Origin of the sequence: Streptomyces sp. NPDC048506 (genome assembly GCF_040651315.1) — a bacterium.
In the GTDB taxonomy this organism is placed as follows: Bacteria; Actinomycetota; Actinomycetes; order Streptomycetales; family Streptomycetaceae; genus Streptomyces.
Window position 1 is genome coordinate 13,476 of the sequence record NZ_JBEZIX010000015.1, and the last position, 16,474, is coordinate 29,949.

The 16,474-nt window shown below is 72.5% G+C and carries 16 protein-coding genes; 11 read left to right on the forward strand and 5 right to left on the reverse strand.

Annotated elements, in window-relative coordinates:
- Positions 1-262: 262 nt before the first annotated feature.
- The 6 genes from AB0C96_RS14335 (at position 263) to AB0C96_RS14360 (ending at position 6,449) form a co-directional block, all read left to right on the forward strand.
- Positions 263-2,587 carry a sensor histidine kinase gene (locus AB0C96_RS14335; RefSeq protein ID WP_362917142.1) on the forward strand — a complete coding sequence of 775 codons (2,325 nt, stop codon included), beginning with the start codon at positions 263-265 and terminating at the stop codon, positions 2,585-2,587.
- Complete coding sequence (locus AB0C96_RS14340; protein ID WP_362917144.1) at positions 2,584-2,985, forward strand: roadblock/LC7 domain-containing protein; 402 nt, start codon at positions 2,584-2,586, stop codon at positions 2,983-2,985. Before AB0C96_RS14335 ends, AB0C96_RS14340 begins: the two co-directional genes overlap by 4 nt.
- Positions 2,982-3,347 (forward strand): DUF742 domain-containing protein, encoded by a 366-nt coding sequence (locus tag AB0C96_RS14345; protein ID WP_362917146.1) that lies wholly within the window; start codon positions 2,982-2,984, stop codon positions 3,345-3,347. Before AB0C96_RS14340 ends, AB0C96_RS14345 begins: the two co-directional genes overlap by 4 nt.
- Positions 3,334-3,924 (forward strand): ATP/GTP-binding protein, encoded by a 591-nt coding sequence (locus tag AB0C96_RS14350; RefSeq protein ID WP_362917148.1) that lies wholly within the window; start codon positions 3,334-3,336, stop codon positions 3,922-3,924. The genes AB0C96_RS14345 and AB0C96_RS14350 overlap by 14 nt, the downstream gene beginning before the upstream one ends.
- A gap of 131 nt (positions 3,925-4,055) precedes the next feature.
- Positions 4,056-6,041 carry a tetratricopeptide repeat protein gene (locus tag AB0C96_RS14355; protein WP_362917150.1) on the forward strand — a complete coding sequence of 662 codons (1,986 nt, stop codon included), beginning with the start codon at positions 4,056-4,058 and terminating at the stop codon, positions 6,039-6,041.
- Between the two features lie 255 nt (positions 6,042-6,296).
- On the forward strand, positions 6,297-6,449 hold the full coding sequence (locus AB0C96_RS14360; protein WP_362917152.1) for a hypothetical protein: 153 nt from the start codon (positions 6,297-6,299) through the stop codon (positions 6,447-6,449).
- 15 nt (positions 6,450-6,464) lie between these two features.
- Here the strand turns inward: AB0C96_RS14360 and AB0C96_RS14365 are convergent, their stop codons facing one another.
- Both AB0C96_RS14365 and AB0C96_RS14370 read right to left on the reverse strand, forming a co-directional pair.
- A complete protein-coding gene (locus tag AB0C96_RS14365) occupies positions 6,465-7,073 on the reverse strand; it encodes a TetR/AcrR family transcriptional regulator (protein WP_362917154.1) in 609 nt (202 codons plus the stop codon).
- Between the two features lie 127 nt (positions 7,074-7,200).
- A complete protein-coding gene (locus tag AB0C96_RS14370) occupies positions 7,201-8,415 on the reverse strand; it encodes a GDSL-type esterase/lipase family protein (protein WP_362917156.1) in 1,215 nt (404 codons plus the stop codon).
- A 270-nt stretch (positions 8,416-8,685) separates the two neighbouring features.
- On the opposite strand from AB0C96_RS14370, the gene AB0C96_RS14375 reads away from it, so the two are divergent.
- The gene (locus AB0C96_RS14375; RefSeq protein WP_362917158.1) at positions 8,686-8,841 is read left to right on the forward strand and encodes a hypothetical protein; all 156 of its coding nucleotides are present in this window, start codon (positions 8,686-8,688) and stop codon (positions 8,839-8,841) included.
- Between the two features lie 175 nt (positions 8,842-9,016).
- Positions 9,017-9,667: a TetR family transcriptional regulator gene (locus AB0C96_RS14380; protein WP_362917160.1), complete on the forward strand. Its 651-nt coding sequence runs from the start codon at positions 9,017-9,019 to the stop codon at positions 9,665-9,667.
- A gap of 59 nt (positions 9,668-9,726) precedes the next feature.
- On the opposite strand, the gene AB0C96_RS14385 is transcribed toward AB0C96_RS14380, so the two are convergent.
- Complete coding sequence (locus tag AB0C96_RS14385) at positions 9,727-11,301, reverse strand: sigma-70 family RNA polymerase sigma factor (RefSeq protein ID WP_362917162.1); 1,575 nt, start codon at positions 11,299-11,301, stop codon at positions 9,727-9,729.
- Between the two features lie 334 nt (positions 11,302-11,635).
- Between AB0C96_RS14385 and AB0C96_RS14390 the strand changes: the two genes are divergently transcribed.
- Positions 11,636-12,553 carry a CAP domain-containing protein gene (locus AB0C96_RS14390; protein ID WP_362917164.1) on the forward strand — a complete coding sequence of 306 codons (918 nt, stop codon included), beginning with the start codon at positions 11,636-11,638 and terminating at the stop codon, positions 12,551-12,553.
- A gap of 73 nt (positions 12,554-12,626) precedes the next feature.
- On the opposite strand, the gene AB0C96_RS14395 is transcribed toward AB0C96_RS14390, so the two are convergent.
- Positions 12,627-13,421, reverse strand: coding sequence for an NAD(P)H-dependent oxidoreductase (locus tag AB0C96_RS14395; RefSeq protein WP_362917166.1), 795 nt, complete (start codon positions 13,419-13,421; stop codon positions 12,627-12,629).
- Between the two features lie 97 nt (positions 13,422-13,518).
- Between AB0C96_RS14395 and AB0C96_RS14400 the strand changes: the two genes are divergently transcribed.
- On the forward strand, positions 13,519-14,514 hold the full coding sequence (locus tag AB0C96_RS14400; RefSeq protein ID WP_362917168.1) for a helix-turn-helix transcriptional regulator: 996 nt from the start codon (positions 13,519-13,521) through the stop codon (positions 14,512-14,514).
- A gap of 72 nt (positions 14,515-14,586) precedes the next feature.
- Here the strand turns inward: AB0C96_RS14400 and AB0C96_RS14405 are convergent, their stop codons facing one another.
- Positions 14,587-14,964 (reverse strand): DUF2267 domain-containing protein, encoded by a 378-nt coding sequence (locus tag AB0C96_RS14405; RefSeq protein WP_362917170.1) that lies wholly within the window; start codon positions 14,962-14,964, stop codon positions 14,587-14,589.
- 225 nt (positions 14,965-15,189) lie between these two features.
- Between AB0C96_RS14405 and AB0C96_RS14410 the strand changes: the two genes are divergently transcribed.
- Positions 15,190-16,413 carry a carbohydrate-binding protein gene (locus AB0C96_RS14410; protein WP_362917172.1) on the forward strand — a complete coding sequence of 408 codons (1,224 nt, stop codon included), beginning with the start codon at positions 15,190-15,192 and terminating at the stop codon, positions 16,411-16,413.
- Positions 16,414-16,474: the final 61 nt, after the last annotated feature.

Consider the following 16,474-nt stretch of genomic DNA (forward strand, 5'->3'; position numbering starts at 1 on the left):
TCAGTGGGTCAGGGCGGAACTGCCCCAGGGCCTGCCGCCGGCTTCGCGGGCTGTGGAGGGAAGCGTCTGGCGGTTCCTACGAACCGAGCCGCGTACCACGCGTCGATCATGGGTGCCACCTCTCACTTTCATACGGTGGCTGGTTATGATCGGCACCCCCCACGGCCCGCCGATACCGGACTGGCGCCTTCCGTTCCCCTGGGCGGATTGGCCGAACCGCTGTTGGTCTTCTGTTCCCCCCCCGCTCCGCCCACGAGGACTGATGACTTCCATAGACGCCGAAGGCCCACGGCCCGACGGCCAGCGCAAGACTGCGAGAAATCGGCGCCGGGGTGTGGTGCGCCTGCGTACCCTGCTGGTGTGGCTGGCGGTGGTGCCCACCGTGGCGATGGGCGCCCAAGTCTTCGTCACCGCCGACCGGTTGCTCCAGCAGTCCGAGCAGCTGCGCGCCGATGTGGCGGACGGCGAGCGGGTCGGCAGCCCCCTGTACGAGCTCATGGCCGCGTTGCAGGCCGAGCGCAGCACGACGGCCGCGCGGTGGGCCGGCTCGCCGGTGTCCCGGGCCGACCTGAGCCGGCGGCGGGCGGTCACGGACCGCGCCGTCACCGCGTTCCGGCAGGCGGCCGGTACCGAGGACGACGACCGGGTCGACCACTACGTCCAGGGCGTGCAGAAGCAGCTCGACGAGCTGGACGCCTACCGCGAGCGCACGGACGCCCACAGCGGCAGCGCGAACCGGACCTCCAGCTACTACAGCGCTGTGATCGACCGGATCCTCCGCGTCTACCAAGAGTTCAGCAACATGGACGACGCGGCGGTCACCCAGGAGAGCCGACCGGTGATGGCCCTGGTCGAGGCGTCGGAGGTGCTCGCGCGCGAAGACACCATCGTCGCGTCCGCCGGACCGGCCGGAAAGCTGAGCGGCGACGCGTTCGGCGAGTTCACCGACGCCGTTGGCGCCCACCGGTTCCTGTACACCACCTCGATCGCTCCGTACCTGCCCGAAGAGGGGCAGCGGGCCCTCGCCCGGATCACGTCCTCGGACGCCTGGAAGACCATGACCCGCATCGAGGACGCGGCCCTGGCGGATCACCAGGACGTCCCGGGCGGCGTCGCGCTGCCCCGCGCGGTGCACGGCTGGTCGGCCATGTACCAGAAGCTCGTCCCCCAGCTGACCACGCTCAACGCCGACCAACTGCGCGGGGTGATGCAGCACGCCGACGCCGCGGCCGACGACCTGGAGGCAGAGGTCGTCTGGTTGGTCGCGGGAAGCGCCGCCGGCCTGCTGCTCGTGGTGGCCGTCGTGGTGTTCACCACGCGCACGGTGCTGCGCCGCTTGGCCCTGCTGCACCGACGCACGGTCGCCGTCGCCGAGGAGACGCTGCCGGACGTGGTGGACCGCCTCCAGCGCGGGCAGGACATCGACGCCGAGGCGCTGCCGGCGCAGCGGCACGAGCCGGACGAGGTCGGCCGCATCAGCGATGCGTTCGCCCGAACCGTGGAGGTGTCCGTCGAGGGGTACCGGCAACTCGCCGACGAGCGCCGCGGCTTCGGCATGTTCGCGGCCGGCATCGCCTCCCGCACCGGGAACCTCGTCAGCCGCCAGCTGAGCCTGACCGAGGACCTTCAGGACACCTTCGGTCACGACGAAGCGCTCCTCGCCCAGCTGATGAAGTCCGACCAGCTCACGGTGGGGATGCGACGGCAGGTCGAGAACCTGCTCATCCTGGCCGGCGGTGAGATCCCCGACCCGCACGTCGAGCCCATGCGCGTCGCGGACGTGCTGCGCGAGGCCGCCGCGGAGGTCGAGGAGTTCCGGCGGATCGAGCGGGTCGCGCTCGACGAGGTCAGCGTGGATCCGCGGGTGATCAGCGCCGTCAGCCACCTCCTCGCGGAGCTGCTGGACAACGCGACCCGGTTCTCCCCGCCGGCGTCGAAGGTCGCCATCCGGGCCGAACTCGTCACGGACGGACTGTCGGTGGAGATCGAGGACCGCGGTCCGCGCGTGGCGCCCGAGCGCTACGAGGAGATGAACGGCCGCCTGCACGCCGCCCCGCCGTACTCCGTCCTGGCGGAGAACGCCCACCGGCTCGGCCTCTTCGTGGTCGGGCACCTCGCCGACCAGCTCCAGGCCCGGGTCACCCTGCGCCGCTCGACGTTCGGCGGCACCTCCGCCATCGTCATCCTCCCCGAGGAACACCTGGTCCGGACCGGTGCGGCACCGGCCGCCGGTGCGGCACCGCGCACCCCCGTGCCGCCCCGCACCGACGTGCGCAAGCCCGGGCTCGTCCTGCACGCCCGCTCCGCCGCCCCGGCCGATGCCGCCCCCACCGGGGCCGGGCTGCCGCGCCGTCAGCCGAGTGAGGCCCCGGCCGCGGTCCCCACCCCGGCCCGGACGGGCTCCACCCCGCCGCCCCTGCCGGAGCGCAAGCCGCAGACCCATATCGCCGAGCAACTCCGCGAGCGGCGTGCCACCGAACCGGTCGGCGGGGACACCGCGACGCCCGAGGAGGTGGCCGACGCCTGGTCGGATTACGAGCAGGGCACCGAGACCGTGGAAATCGAGCTCCGACAGGACAAGCCATGACGACGAACGACGTGATCTACAGCATTCTCGACAACAACCTGAGCAGGATCGCCGGCATCGAGGGAGCCGTGCTGCTCTCCAACGACGGGATCATGCTCAGCGCCTACCTGCTCGAACGGGACCAGGCGGAACGTATCGCCGCGGCCTCCTCCGGCATCGCGGCCACGATGAAGGCGATCTCCAGAGAGGTCGGCGGTGGCCGGGTGATCCGCCAACTGGTGGAGATGAACGACCGCTACCTCTGCCTCGTCGGGTGCGGTGAGGGCAGCACGCTGATCGTCGTGACCTCGCGCAAGGCGCGGCTGGGCGAGCTGGGCGGCGAGGTCGTACGGGCCTCGCAGGCGCTCGGTGAGTGGCTCGGCACCCCCGAGCGCATACCGGCACCCAAGCCGTCATGACGGCCGGTCAGCAGCCCGGAAGGCGGCGCCGGGCGCGGCTGTACGCCCTCACCGACGGGCGGACCACCGCACACCGCACCGTCCTGACCATGGACACGTTGATCACCGCTTCGGTGGCGGCGGATGCCGACGGCGGCCTGGCCACCGAGTGGCGGGCCATCCTCGCCATGTGCCAACCGCCGAACGGACGGGCCGTCGCCGAGATCGCCGCTCGTCTGCACATGCGCCTCACCCCGATGACGCTGCTGCTCAGCGAGTTGGCGGACCGTGGTCTGATCCAGCACCGGCCGCCCCTGGAGGCGGCCGAAACGTCCAATGTCCACCTGCTCATGAAAATCAGGGACAACCTTGCCCGGATATGACACAGACGCCACGGAAGAGTCCCCCGTCAAGATCCTCGTCGCGGGCGGGTTCGGCGTCGGCAAGACGACCTTGGTCGAGGCGATCTCCGAGATCGAGCCGCTGCGCACCGAGGAGCGGCTGACCGCCGCGGGGGTCGGTGTCGACGACCTCGACGGCATCGAGTCCAAGACCGCCACCACCGTCGCCATGGACTTCGGCCGGATCACCCTCACCGACGCCGGAGTGGTCCTCTACCTGTTCGGCACACCGGGCCAGGAGCGCTTCTGGTTCATGTGGGACGACCTGTTGGCGGGCGCCCTCGGGGCGATCGTCCTGGTCGACACCCGACGGCTGGACCGCAGCTTCCCGGCCGTCGACTTCTTCGAGAACCGGGGGCTGCCGTTCGTCGTCGGCGCGAACTGCTTCGACGGCGAGCAGCCGTACACCGCCGAGGAGATCAGGGCCGCCCTGCACCTGAAGGATCCGCACACCCCCATCCTCATGCTCGACGCCCGGTCCCGTGCGGACGTCCGCGGTGCCCTGCTGTCGCTGCTGGACCGGCTGATAGCCGGAGCGGAAACCGCCGCGTCGGCCTGACGCCGCGCGTCGCGCGCCGCCCCCGCTCGCAACCGTCGCCGCGGGGGCGGGGCAGGGCCGGCACCGTCCGCCGTCGGCCCTTGTGTGGCGAAACCTTCCTCGTCGCACGGCCGTTGGGCTAGAAAGAGAGCGTGAACCATTCGTCCAACGACCTGAGCGGGAGCGTCCACGGCCCGGTCGTCCAGGCGGGCCACGTGGGCCAGGTGCACCTCGCGCCCCCGGTGCCCACCGCGCTGGCCGGTCTGCCGCCGGCGGTACCGGAGTTCACCGGCCGGGACGAGGCCCTGCACACGGTGACCGCCGCCCTGCGCCCCGACGCCGACGCGGCGCCGCTCGTGGTGTCCACGCTCGCCGGCACGGCCGGCGTCGGGAAGACCGCGCTGGCGCTGCGCGCCGCGCATGACGCCGTGGCGGCCGGCTGGTTCCCCGGTGGTGTGCTCTTCCTCAACCTCCAGGGCTACGACGAGAACCGCTATGTCCGTCCGGACATCGCGGTGTCCGTCTTCCTGAGCGCCCTCGGCGTCCCCGACGAACTCTTCCCGCCGACGTTCGAGGGCCGCCTGTCGCTGTACCGCTCGAAGCTCGCCGACCTCGGCGCCCGGCACGGCGCGGCCCTGGTGGTGCTCGACAACGCCTCCTCGACGGAGCAGATCAGCCCCCTGCTGCCCGGCTCCTCGATCCACCGGGTCGTCGTGACCAGCCGTCACACCCTCGGGGATCTGCCCGGTTCCCGGATCGTGGACGTCGGCGCGCTGGCACCGGACGAGGCCGCTGCGCTGATCACGCGCACGCTCCGGATCCGCCGCTCCGACGACACGCGTGCCGAGGACGAGCCGCACGCCGTACGGGAGCTCACCGCGCTATGCGGGCACCTCCCGCTGGCACTGGCCGTCGTGGCCTCGATACTCGCCGCCGACCCGGACCAGTCGGTCGGCGAACTCACCGCGGCGTTACGCGACCGTGCCACCCGGCTGGAAGAGCTGACGTACGGTGACCGCCGTTCGGTGGCTGCCGCCTTCGAGCTGTCGTACGCCAGCCTCACCCCCGACGAGGCCCGTACGTTCCGGCTGCTGTCCCTCAACCCGGGGCAGCAGGTGAGCGTGCCGGCGGCGGCCGCGCTCACCGGGCGGTCCGTGCCCGAGGTCAGACGGCTGCTCCGAGCGCTGCGGAACGTCCATATGATCGAGCCCGGCGAACCACGCGGCTGGGTCCGCTTCCACGACCTGCTGCGCCTGTTCGCCGAGCAACGCTGCGGCGCGGAGGAGGACCGGGCGAGCGTCGAGACCGCCGTCGACGGGCTGCTGACCCACTACCGTGACGCCGCCCGCGCCGCCACCGAGCGCATCGTGACGGCGGCCCGGGCACGCGGACACGACGCCGCCGCCGAGGACTGGCTGGACACCGAGCGCCTGAACCTGCGGTCCGCGCTCGACCTGGCCCAGCTGCACGGCCGGCCCGCCCTGGCCCTTCCCCTGGCCCACGACGTCAGTTGGTTCCTGCGCCGCCAGCAGGACTGGGAGGCGGGCCTGGAGGTGTGCGAGACGGCCGTGCGGTTCGCCCGGTCCGCCGCCGACCGCGCACAGCAGGCCCTGGCCCTGTACAACAAGGGCGACTTCCTCAAGCACAAGCAGGACTTCCACCAGGCGCTGCCCGTCTTCGCCGAGGCCCTCGACCGGTACCGCGAGCTCGATGACCGCACCGGCGTCGCCAGGACGCTGCACAGCCTGGGAACCGTCGCCCGCCGCATCGGCCGGTACGCGGACGCGGAGCGGTACTACGCCGCCGCCCTGCCGCACTTCCGCGAGACGGAGGACCACCCGGCGACCGGCCACACCCACTTCAACCTCGGGTACACCGCCCGCCACCAGGGCAACCACGAGACCGCCCACGACCACTACCAGCGGGCCCTGGACGTCTACCACCGCCTCGGCAACTCCGCCGGAGCGGCGCGGACCCTGCACCACCTCGGTCACCTGGCGCTGGCCATGAACCGGCCGGCGGCCGCACGCGGCTACTGGGAACGGGCCCGTTCGGCGTACCAGGAGGCGGGACTCCCGCAGTACGCGCAGGAGGTCGCGGAACTCCTGACCGGGTTGGCCGGGCCGCGGGCGGTGTAGGAGGACGCCACCGTCAGATGCGGAGGGCGCCGCCTCGGCCGCGCGGCGACGGGCCGGCCGGCCGAGGACGGCGGGAGGTGCGTCAGCCGGTCAGGCCTGGATGTGTCGAGGATCGACCGTCGCGTACGGGGCGAGGTGGAACGGAGGGGGCTGTTCCTCGTCTCGCCTGACCCCGAGCCCTACGAGCGGGATGTCTTCGTCTTCGTATGCACGGACCCGGACCCAGGAGACTGCGGTTTCACCAGGGTGGGACACGTGTCCACGGCGACGGGGGCGAATCACGCCGTCTACGTGATGGACGGTCGCGACCGCAGGGCGGCCGTATCGCTCTCCCAGATCCGGGCCCCCTTCCCGACCTGGGAAGACGGGATCATGGAGGTGCTTGCCGCGTTCGATCGGTGGCGCTGACAGGTGTCGTGCGGGTCAGGAGGGGGCCGGGTCCGGCTGCAAGGACCGCCAGATCCGGTCGGGCAGGATCCGTGCCGCCTGGGCGAGATCGACGTCGTAGGTGCTGGACAGCCAGCGGCGTGCGGTCTCCGCGACCGGTCCGATGACCAGTGCCTCGATCAGCGGCTCGGGGGTGGGTGCGATCTCGCCGGCTGCCATCCGCGGCCGCATCCAGTCCACGATGCCCGCCAGCATGCCGGCCTTGGCCGCGCGGATCCGGTCGGCGTGGGCCGTGAGGTAGCCGGAGTAGGCGGAGGCGTGGAGGAACAGGGCGGCGTCCGCGTGCTCTTCGGTGAACCGGAGGTAGGCCCTGACGAGTGCCCGGACACCGGTGCGGGCGGTGCGGGTGCGCGTCACGGCGACGGTCAGCTCGCCGAACAGCTGCTCCATGCACCGCGTGTACAGGGCGGCGGCGAGACCGTCGAAGCTGCCGAAGTGGTGGTACAGACTCCCGAGGCTGACACCGCTGGCCCGGGTGACCGCGTTCACCGTGAACCCCTGCTGGCCCGTTGCGGCGTACACGTGCAGCGCGGTGGTCAGCAGGCGGTCGACGGTGGCCTCGCCGCGTTGTTGCTTAGGAGACATGGCTCGGTCTCGTTGACGTCATGGCGGACAGCGTAATGCACGAGAAATCCGAGGAGTCTTCTAGAAAAATCCTCAGCAACTGCCCGTCGTTCGGGCGGACTTCGGACGTCGGCCCGCGTCGTGCCGATCAGTCGGCTGACGCGGCGAACGGGCCGCCTTCACCGAACACCGACGCGGCGAAGCGTCCGCCCATGCGGCGGTGCGTGGCCGAGTCCGGGTGGACCTGGTCCGGCAGCGGCAGTTCGACGAAGTCCTCATCGCCGTAGAGCGTGCGGCCGTCGAGGTAGTGCAGGTTCGGGTCGTCGGCCGCCCGTTGCGCGACGATCCGGGAGAGCGCGTCCCGGATGACGGTGAGCGTCAGCCGGCCACCGGCGCGGTCCGCGGGGTCGCCGAGGGCCCGGAACCGCAGTGTCGGGGCGTCGAAGTCGGGTGCGAGGGGGCCCGGGGTGTCCTCTTGGATGGGGCAGAGGATGGGGGAGACGACCAGCAACGGCGTGCTGGGGTGCCCCTCGCGGAGGGTGTCGAGGAAGCCGTGCACGGCCGGGAAGAAGGCGCGCAGCCGCATCAGGTCGGTGTTGACCAGATTGATGCCGATCTTGACGCTGATCAGGTCCGCGGGGGTGTCCCGCATGGCGCGCGCGGTGAACGGATCGAGCAGGGCGCCGCCGCCGAAGCCCAGGTTGATCAGTTCCACGCCGCCCGCGACGGCGGCCAGCGCGGGCCAGGTCGTGGTCGGGCTCTCGGCGTTGGAGCCGTGGCTGATCGAACTGCCGTGGTGCAGCCACACCCGGCGACCGTGGTCCGGCGCGACCTCGACCGGCGCGTCGGTGCGCAGGGCGATCAGCTCGGTGACCTCCCGGTGCGGCAGCCAGATCTCGACGTCCTTCTCGCCGGCGGGCAGTGCGGCGAACCGGGCGGTGCCCGCCGGGCCGGGGCGGACGTCGGCGGATCCGGTGGCCATGTCGATGGTGCGGACGTTGCCGCCGGCCACGCTGGCCCGGCCGGTGAGGCGGCCGTCGACGAGGAGGTCGTACACGCCCTCCGGAGGGGGCGGGGCGCCCCGGTAGACCGTCTTCGTGGGCAGCACGTCCAGCTCGACGGCGGTGGCCCGGGTACGGAAGGCCAACCGCACACCCGAGGGTTGGGCCTCGGCCATGGCCAACTGCTCATCGGGGATCTGCCGGCGGGCCCAGGCGGGCAGCCGGTGCGGCAGCACACCCTGCGCGGTGCGTTCCAGGTCGAGGGCGCCGCGCAGGATGCCCGGTCCGACCGGCGTGGTGATCCAGTCGGTCACCGAGGGGCGCGCGGGGTGGTCGGGGACGTCGTCGAGCTGGGAGTTCATCGTTACAGCCTGCCAACCGGACACCCGATCCGCAGGTGATTTTCCCTGCCACGCCCTCATGCGGCCAGTTGCGGCCCGCTACTGCCGGCTGCGGCCAGGTGTCGGGTGGCGGCTCCCGGGGCGGCGGTGACCGTTGCGGACGCGCGGGGGCGGGGCACGGCGCGGCGGCCGGCGGTGGCCCGGGCGGCGGTGCCCGCAGCACAGGCCGCCCCCCGGCCGAAGCGTTACGCTCGTTGAGTAGGGACGCGTTCCGATATATCGGAGGCGGCTATGAGCCAGTACGACGAGTACACGACTCCGTCGCAGGCCGAGGGCGAGCGGCTGGAGGAGGACAGGGACCCGGCCGAGCAGCGGCACCCCGACACGCCGCGCACCCAGCCGTCCCAGGCGGAGGGCGAGCGCCGGGCGGAGGACGACGAGGACTGAGAACGGTGGGCGCCGGACCGGCGGCCACCACCACGCCTGCCGGTTCCTTCCGGCAGGCGTTCCGCGCGTCCGACCCCGAAGTCCCACCCACCCGGGATGGGGATCGCCCCATGACATCGGCGAAGATGCCTCAGTGGTCCGGTGGGGTGGGCGAAGTCCCGGTCAGGTGGTGGGCATGGCAGGCAAGACGGTCCGGGCGGAGCAGGTGCGCGAGACGAGGGAGCGGATCCTGAGTGCCGCGGAGCGGCTGTTCGCCGAGCGCGGTGTCCACGCGGTGTCCAACCGCCAGGTCAGCGAGGCGGCGGAGCAGGGCAACAACGCCGCCGTCGGCTACCACTTCGGTACCAAGGCCGACTTGGTGCGTGCGATCACCCGGCAGCACACCGAGCGGATCGAGCAGGCACGCCTGCGGATGCTCGCGGAGCTCGACGGGGCGTCGGAACTGGGAGACTGGGTGGCCTGCCTCGTGCGGCCGACCACCGAACACCTCGCCGCGTCGGGCAGCCCCACCTGGTTCGCCCGGTTCTGCGCCCAGGTGATGACCGATCCGGCGTTGCAGGACGTTGTAGCCGAGGAGTCGCTGGCCTCCCCGGCGCTGCGGCAGACGCTCGACGGGCTGAACCGGTGCCTGCCCGACCTGCCGGCCGACGTCCATGTCGAGCGGGGTGCGATGGCCCGCCAGCTGATCGTCCACACCTGCGCGGAGCGGGAACGCGCGCTGGCCGAGCACGCCGCCACATCACGTGCCACCTGGCACGATGCCGCCACGGGCCTGATCGACGCGATCGTCGGACTGTGGCGGGCACCGGTCACTCCCGGTAGCTGACGGGCGTCCCGGGCCGCGGCGGCCGCACCCGGCCGCCGCGATCCGCCCGGCGCGGGAGGTCAGCGTGGCGCAGCGAGGTCCTGGGTCCACCAGGGGCCGCCCGCGCCGTGGACGACTCCGATGCCGACCGCGGTGAACTTGCAGTCGAGCATGTTGTCTCGGTGCATGGCGTCGCCCATCCAGTCGCGCACCGCCACGGCGGCGCTCCCCGGCCCGCGGTCGAGGTTCTCGCCCCAGCTGCTCCACCGGTACCCGGCGGCGGTGATGCGCCCGTCGGGGCCGACGCCGTCCGGTGAGATGTGGTCGTAGTAGCCGCGTGCCGCCATGTCGGCGGAGTGCCGTTGGGCCGCGGCGTGCAGTCTCGGGTCGATGCGGAGCGGTCCGCAGCCGGCCTTGGCGCGGTGGGCGTTGATCAGTGCGGTGGCCTGTTCCTCCAGGTCGGGCGGGGTGGGCGTGGGGGAGGACGGGGTGGGCGGGGCGGTGGTGGGGGTGGCGACGGCGGTCCGCGACGGGGAGGGGGTCGGGGTGGGCGTGGGGCGGGGCGCGGGGGCGGCGGCCACGGATCGTCGCACCGTGGGCTCGGCCTTCCGGGCGTCCCGAGGCGGACCGGGAAGCCACCACACGGCGACGGCGACGGCCACCGCGAGCGCCACCGCCCCCGCAACGGCCGTGCCCTTGGCCATCCGGTGCGGACCGGGCGGCCGCTGCGGCACGGGGTGTGCGCCGTGGCCGGCCCGCGCCGCGTCACCCGGCGCCGCGGTTGTCGGTGCGCCGGGTGCGGTCGGTGCGCTGGGCGCCGTCGCTGCGGTGGGTGCGGTGGATGCCGTCGCCGCGGTGGCGGCGGTGGGGGCGTGCAGGGCCGCGTGCGGGGTGAGGTGCGCGGGCAGCGGCAGCAGGGCGAGGCCGGCCAGCAGCCCCTCGGCGGGCAGGAGGTCGTTCCAGTGGCCCGAGCAGGTGGCGCAGTGCCGTGCGTGGCGGGCTATGCGTTTGCGCCACAGAGGCGCGGGGTCGCCGTCCCAGGCGGCGGTGAGCTGGTCGAGTTCGGGGCACGGCGGGTTCCCCGCGAGGGCGCGGACGACGACTCGTCCGGTCTCCAACTGCTGCTTCATCCGCTGCACCCGGACCGCGGTATGACGCGTCCCGCTGCCGAGGGCGGCGGCGAGCTCCGCCCGGCCGATCTCGCCGGCGGCCTCCAGCCACCACAGGGACAGCAGCGAGCGGTCGCCCTCGTCCAGCCAGCGGGTGGCCTCGGCCACCTCACGACGCTGGCCGGACAACCCCAGTTGCAGGATGGTCAGGTCGACGAAATCGGCGGCGCGGTCGGGCCGTTCGGCCGTCTGGTCCAGGCCGACGACGGGCGTCTTGTGGGCGACGGTCCAGCGGCGCCGTACCTGGTTCATGGCGATCGCCACCAGCCAGGAACGGAAGGACGCCGGCTCGCGTAGTTCCGTCAACGACTCCAGGACGCGCAGCATGGTCTCCTGCACCACGTCGTCGACGTCCGCATGGCCGTCCAGTGCCCGGCCGACGACGTTGTAGATCAGCGGCAGGTACGCGGAGACGAGCTGCTCCCGGGCATCGTCGTCTCCCGCCTTGGCCGCCTCGACGGTCGCCGTACCGTTGTCCCACTTCACGCCTGTTCGGTCCTGTTCATCCGTGTACACCTTCATGGCCCCCGCGCTCAGGTGACCCGTCCGGCGCCTTGCGACAACAGAAAACCTACGGGGAAGTGGAACGCCGTCGAGGCGCGGCCCCCGGCCGCCCGGACGAGGGGTGGGCCCGGACGAAAAAAATTTCGGGGCATTTTCCGTTATCGGGGACCGCACCAGAGGTCTCCCCAGTGCGGACCGTCCACCGGGCGGACCACACCAGACCCGCCGTCCCCACCAGGTCGCCGGCACGGGTCCCCGGTCACGGACCAACCGTGACGGACCACAGGGACCCCACGACCGGACCGGAAACGGAATCATGAACCACGACGACAGCCTCCGCCCCGCCCTGCGCGACGAGACGCCGGACGGCACCGGCCACCGCACCGGTGCGTCCGCCACCTCCGGGCGGCACGCCGCGACCCGGTCCGCCCGTCGGCCTGCGCGCAACGGCGGGAGCCACCGCGCCGACGCCACCCGCCCGCGGTCGAGGACGGCGCTGCTGACGGCCGCGGCCGTCATCACCGTGGGGGGCTCCTGCCTGGTGCTGATACGCACCGGCTCCGGGGCCGACCAGGTGCTCGCGGCCGATCCGTCCGTGCCGGCGCGGCCCACCGTGGCCAGCTCCGTGCCGCCGGCATCGAGCAGTGCCTCGCACTCGCCCCGCCGTCACAAGGCGTCGCCCACCGCGTCCGACACTGAACGGCCCGGCACGCCGCACGCCTCCTCCGGGCCGCGGACGGCCGACGCCGAGAAGCACTCGCGCCCGGCCCACCGCACGACGCCCCGCGCCCCGCACGTCGAGTCCGGAACGGGCGCCCCGGCCGGGCCGCGGGCCGCGACCGGCACCGCCGCGGACTTCGCCCAGAAGGTCGTCGACCTGGTCAACGCCCAGCGGGCCCAGCATGGTTGCGGTCCCCTCACCGTCGACCGCCGCATCCAGAAGGCGGCCCAGGCCCATTCGGACGACATGGCCGCCCGGAACTACTACGCCCATGACACGCCCGAGGGCGTCGACCCCGGAACCCGCATGACCAATGCCGGATTCCGGTGGCAGAGCTGGGCCGAGAACATCTTCAAGAGCCCCAAGGACCCGGCCACGGCGGTGGACGGCTGGATGGACAGCCCCGGGCACCGGGACAACATCCTCAACTGCTCCTACAAAGTCACCGGTGTGGGCGTCAACCTCAGCTCCAACGGCCCTTGGTGGACGCAGGACTTCGCCACCGGTTCCTGACCCCCGAGTCGGGCGCGACCGGTGAGCCGGGGGACACGCGTACGGGCGGAGCCGGGCCGGGGGGCCCGGCCGCTCAGCCGCGCGGGCGGACGTGGAGGTCCAGTCCGCTCGTCCCCGGCGCCTCCACCCCCGGCAACAGCCGCATGGCGCGGTCGTAGTCGCCGCCGACGAGCGACCGGAACGGGACCGGCTCGTCCGTGAAGAGCCCGTCGAGCCGCCGCCCGTACGCCTGCTGCGCCGCCGCGAACCGCTCCTCCGACAGAGCGTTGGCGTCGTGGACCGCGAACGGATCGAGCGGTGCCATGCCGGTGAACCAGAACAGGCCGTGCTGGACGGGGTGGAGGACGTCCGCCAACGGCCCGTGGATGCCGCGGTCGGAGAACGCCGACTCCCGGGCACCGAAGGTGACGGCGACCAGCGCCCGCCGCCCCGCCAGGGCGCCCTCGCCGTAGGGCGCAGGGACCTGTGGCCCGTAGCCGAACCCACTGGTGAAGACCCGGTCGATCCAGCCCTTGAGGATCGCCGGCACCGAGAACCACCACAGCGGGAATTGCAGGATCAGCGCGTCCGACCAGCGCACCTTCTCCTGCTCCGCCACGATGTCCGGCGACAGTCGACCGGCCAGCGTGGCCCGTTCGGAGGCGGCCATCACCTGGAGCCGTCGGTCCGCGGCGTGGTCGGCGAAGTCGTCGGCGTCCACCGCCGCCTTCCACTTCATCGCGTAGAGGTCGGACACCTGCACCTCGTGTCCGGCCGAGCGCAGGTGCTCGACCGCGAAGGCGGCGAGTGAGGTGGTGAGCGAACGGGGTTCCGGATGGGCGCTGACGACGAGGATCTTCTTCCGCCGCTGCGGCGTGGTTGTGGTCATGCCGCCACGTTCTCCCAGGTCCGGACGGGTAGCCAGCGCCCTGTTCGACCGGTGGAACGGTGATCCTGGTACTGCGGGGACCACGCATACTGGGTCCATGGAAGGCGTGGACCACATCGAGCGCACGGACGGCGTCGGCGACCGCACCGTGAGCGGTACGCAGGACGGTGTCGGGATCGGCGAGGAGGCCGGCCGCGACCACGCGGTCGACGGGATCGGCGACGCCCGGCGCGCGCTCGGCGGCTTCCTGCGTGCCCGCAGGGCGCGCGTCGCGCCGGAGCACGTCGGGATCGCCGGTGGCCGTCGCCGCCGGGTGCGGGGGCTGCGCCGCGAGGAGCTGGCCCAGCTCGCCGGGATCAGCGTGGACTACTACGTACGCCTCGAACAGGGCCGGGCCACCCAGCCGTCGCCCGAGGTGCTCGACGCGCTCGCCAGGGCACTCGGCCTCGATGCGGCGGAGCGCCGGCACCTCGCCACCCTGACCGCCGCCCGGCGCGGCCCCGCCCCCAGCGTCCGGGTCAGCCCCCTGGTGCAGCGGATACTGGACACCACGGCGCACCTGCCGGCCTTCGTGACGAACCACCGCCTCGACGTGGTGGCCTGGAACGGCCTGGGCGCCGAGCTGCTCGGCGGTCTGGCCGACCCGGGCCGCCGCGACCGGAACCAGGCCCGGTACCTCTTCCTCGATCCCGTCTCCCGGAGCGTCTTCCCCGAGTGGGAGGACCGTGCGCGGGAGTCCGTGGGCCAGCTGAGGGTCTCCGGGGGGCGTTACCCGGACGACGTGGAGCTGTCCGTGCTGATCACCGAACTGGCCGCGCAGAGCGTCGAGTTCCGGCGGATCTGGGCCTCCGGTGAGGTGGTGATGTGCGGGGCCGGGCGCAAGCGGCTGCGGCATCCGGTGACGGGGGAGCTCACGCTGGACTACGAGACGCTGCATGTGCCGGCCGCGCCCGGTGAGACGGGTCTGGTGGTGCATGTGTTCGGTGCCCAGGAGGGCAGTCGGGAGGCGGTCGCCCTCGCCCGGCTGGCCACGGCCGTGGCGGGGGATCTCGTGGCGGGGGATCTTGAGGTGGGGGATCCCGACCTGGGGTAGCCGAGCGGGCGCCGGCGTCCCGCCCGGCCGTGCCGCAGTGCCCCTTCGGCGTGCCGAGGAGGCCCGACCCCGTTACCCGATGGGCTCCAGCAGCTGTGCGTACTCCTTGCCGAGTTGCGACATGGCGTGCGCGAACTCCTTCTGGGAGATGGCCTCTTGGAGCGTGCTGAGAACGGCCCGTACCCCGCGAGCGGCCTCCGAATCGGTCAGGCCGGTGCGTACGCGCACCCGGCGGATCGACTCACGGGGACCAAAGATCTTCATCTCTCCTCGCCCCCACTGGAGCGAGTCGCGCAGCGGCCCGGGAAGTTCGAGGGCCAGGTCGCGGACCTCGCCGTCGCTCAGGCGGAGGGCGAGCGTTTCGAGCGTCGCGCGGGTGAGATCGGCCGCTTCCTGCCGGGAGAGTCCCGCGCGGTCCGCCACTGCGTGGAAGAACTCCTTGTCGTCCATGTGGGCCTCCTCATCGGGATCGAGGGCTGGGTGGGGGAGGCAACCTCACCCACCACCTTGCCACGCACCCCTCCCGCGTGCGCGGGGACGACGTGACCGACGGGCTCCCACCGGCACCGAGGAGCCCTTTCGGTACTGGTCCAGTCCAAAGTGTTGACGCATCCGCAACAAGAGGTGACGCTGTGAGGCGATTGGTCTGGACCACTTCTCCTCGCGGGAGGGCATGTGCCACCTCGTCACGTCAGAAGTCTCACCGCCGCCGTCGCGGCCGCCTGCCTCACGCTCGCGGCGGTCGGCACGGCGCTCGCCACCGGCCGCCACACCGCCGCCCCGGCCCCGACGGCCGTGGGCAGCAACTGGTATGCGGCGGCGCCCTATCTCATGCCGCTCGACAACGACCCGCCGGATGCCGGAGCGGTGATGGACGCCACCGGCCTCAAGGCCTTCCAGCTCGCCTTCGTCCTGGCGCCGAACGGGGGTGGCTGTTCGCCGACGTGGGGCGGAACCAACCCGGTGGCCACCGACACCGCGGTGGCCGGCGTGATCTCCGCGATCCGCGCGAAGGGCGGCGACGTCTCCGCCTCCGTCGGTGGGTACGGCGGCACCAAGCTCGGCCAGAGCTGCGCCACCCCGGAGGCGACCGCTGCCGCCTACCAGCAGGTCATCGACAAGTACGGCCTCAAGGCGCTCGACTTCGACCTGGAAGAGCCGGAGTACGAGAACGCCGCCGCCATCCACAACGAAATCGGGGCCGCCAAGATCCTCCAGCAGAAGAACCCCGGTATCTACCTCTCCGTCACCACGGCCGGCACGGTCGACGGCACCGGTTGGTTCGGCAAGCAGATGCTCAACGAGGCCAAGTCCCAGTCCTTCACCCCGGACAACTTCTCCATCATGCCCTTCGACGGCGGCTTCAACGGCGCGGCGTCGCAGACCGCCGCACTGACGAACTTCAACGCCGTCCTGCGGTCCACCTTCGGCTGGGACGAAGCCACCGCGTACGCCCACGAGGGCATCTCGCAGATGAACGGCCGCAGCGACACCGGTGAGTACTTCACCCAGGCGGACTTCCAGACGGTGCTGGACTTCGCGACCGCGCACCATATGGCGCGCTTCACCAACTGGTCCGTCAACCGCGACCGGCAGTGCACCCCGCCGGACAACAACGGCAAGACGTCCGGCACTTGTAGCAGCGTTCCACAAGGGGCGTACGACTTCACCAGGTACTCGGTGAAGTTCGCCGGGGCCACTCCGCCCACCACTCCGTCACCCACCACCACGCCGCCGGGCGGCTCCTGCACCGCGGCCGCCTACCGCGCCGAGACCGTCTACGTGGGCGGCGACACCGTCGCGTACGCCGGCCACACCTGGAGGGCCAAGTGGTGGACGCAGGGCGAAACGCCGTCCACCGGTGGCTCGGGGGTCTGGCAGGACCTGGGCGCCTGCTGACGCGGCACGGCTCCCCCCGCCGCACGCAGTAAGCGTCCCGGCACCGGTGTCGGTGCCGGGA

Excerpts from the sequence above, each read along its gene's own strand:
- AB0C96_RS14335 (WP_362917142.1), top strand. The coding sequence starts at position 263 with ATGACTTCCATAGACGCCGAAGGCCCACGGCCCGACGGCCAGCGCAAG.
- AB0C96_RS14340 (WP_362917144.1), top strand. The coding sequence starts at position 2,584 with ATGACGACGAACGACGTGATCTACAGCATTCTCGACAACAACCTGAGC.
- AB0C96_RS14345 (WP_362917146.1), top strand. The coding sequence starts at position 2,982 with ATGACGGCCGGTCAGCAGCCCGGAAGGCGGCGCCGGGCGCGGCTGTAC.
- AB0C96_RS14365 (WP_362917154.1), bottom strand. The coding sequence starts at position 7,073 with ATGTCTCCTAAGCAACAACGCGGCGAGGCCACCGTCGACCGCCTGCTG.
- AB0C96_RS14370 (WP_362917156.1), bottom strand. The coding sequence starts at position 8,415 with ATGAACTCCCAGCTCGACGACGTCCCCGACCACCCCGCGCGCCCCTCG.
- AB0C96_RS14375 (WP_362917158.1), top strand. The coding sequence starts at position 8,686 with ATGAGCCAGTACGACGAGTACACGACTCCGTCGCAGGCCGAGGGCGAG.
- AB0C96_RS14380 (WP_362917160.1), top strand. The coding sequence starts at position 9,017 with ATGGCAGGCAAGACGGTCCGGGCGGAGCAGGTGCGCGAGACGAGGGAG.
- AB0C96_RS14390 (WP_362917164.1), top strand. The coding sequence starts at position 11,636 with ATGAACCACGACGACAGCCTCCGCCCCGCCCTGCGCGACGAGACGCCG.
- AB0C96_RS14395 (WP_362917166.1), bottom strand. The coding sequence starts at position 13,421 with ATGACCACAACCACGCCGCAGCGGCGGAAGAAGATCCTCGTCGTCAGC.
- AB0C96_RS14400 (WP_362917168.1), top strand. The coding sequence starts at position 13,519 with ATGGAAGGCGTGGACCACATCGAGCGCACGGACGGCGTCGGCGACCGC.
- AB0C96_RS14405 (WP_362917170.1), bottom strand. The coding sequence starts at position 14,964 with ATGGACGACAAGGAGTTCTTCCACGCAGTGGCGGACCGCGCGGGACTC.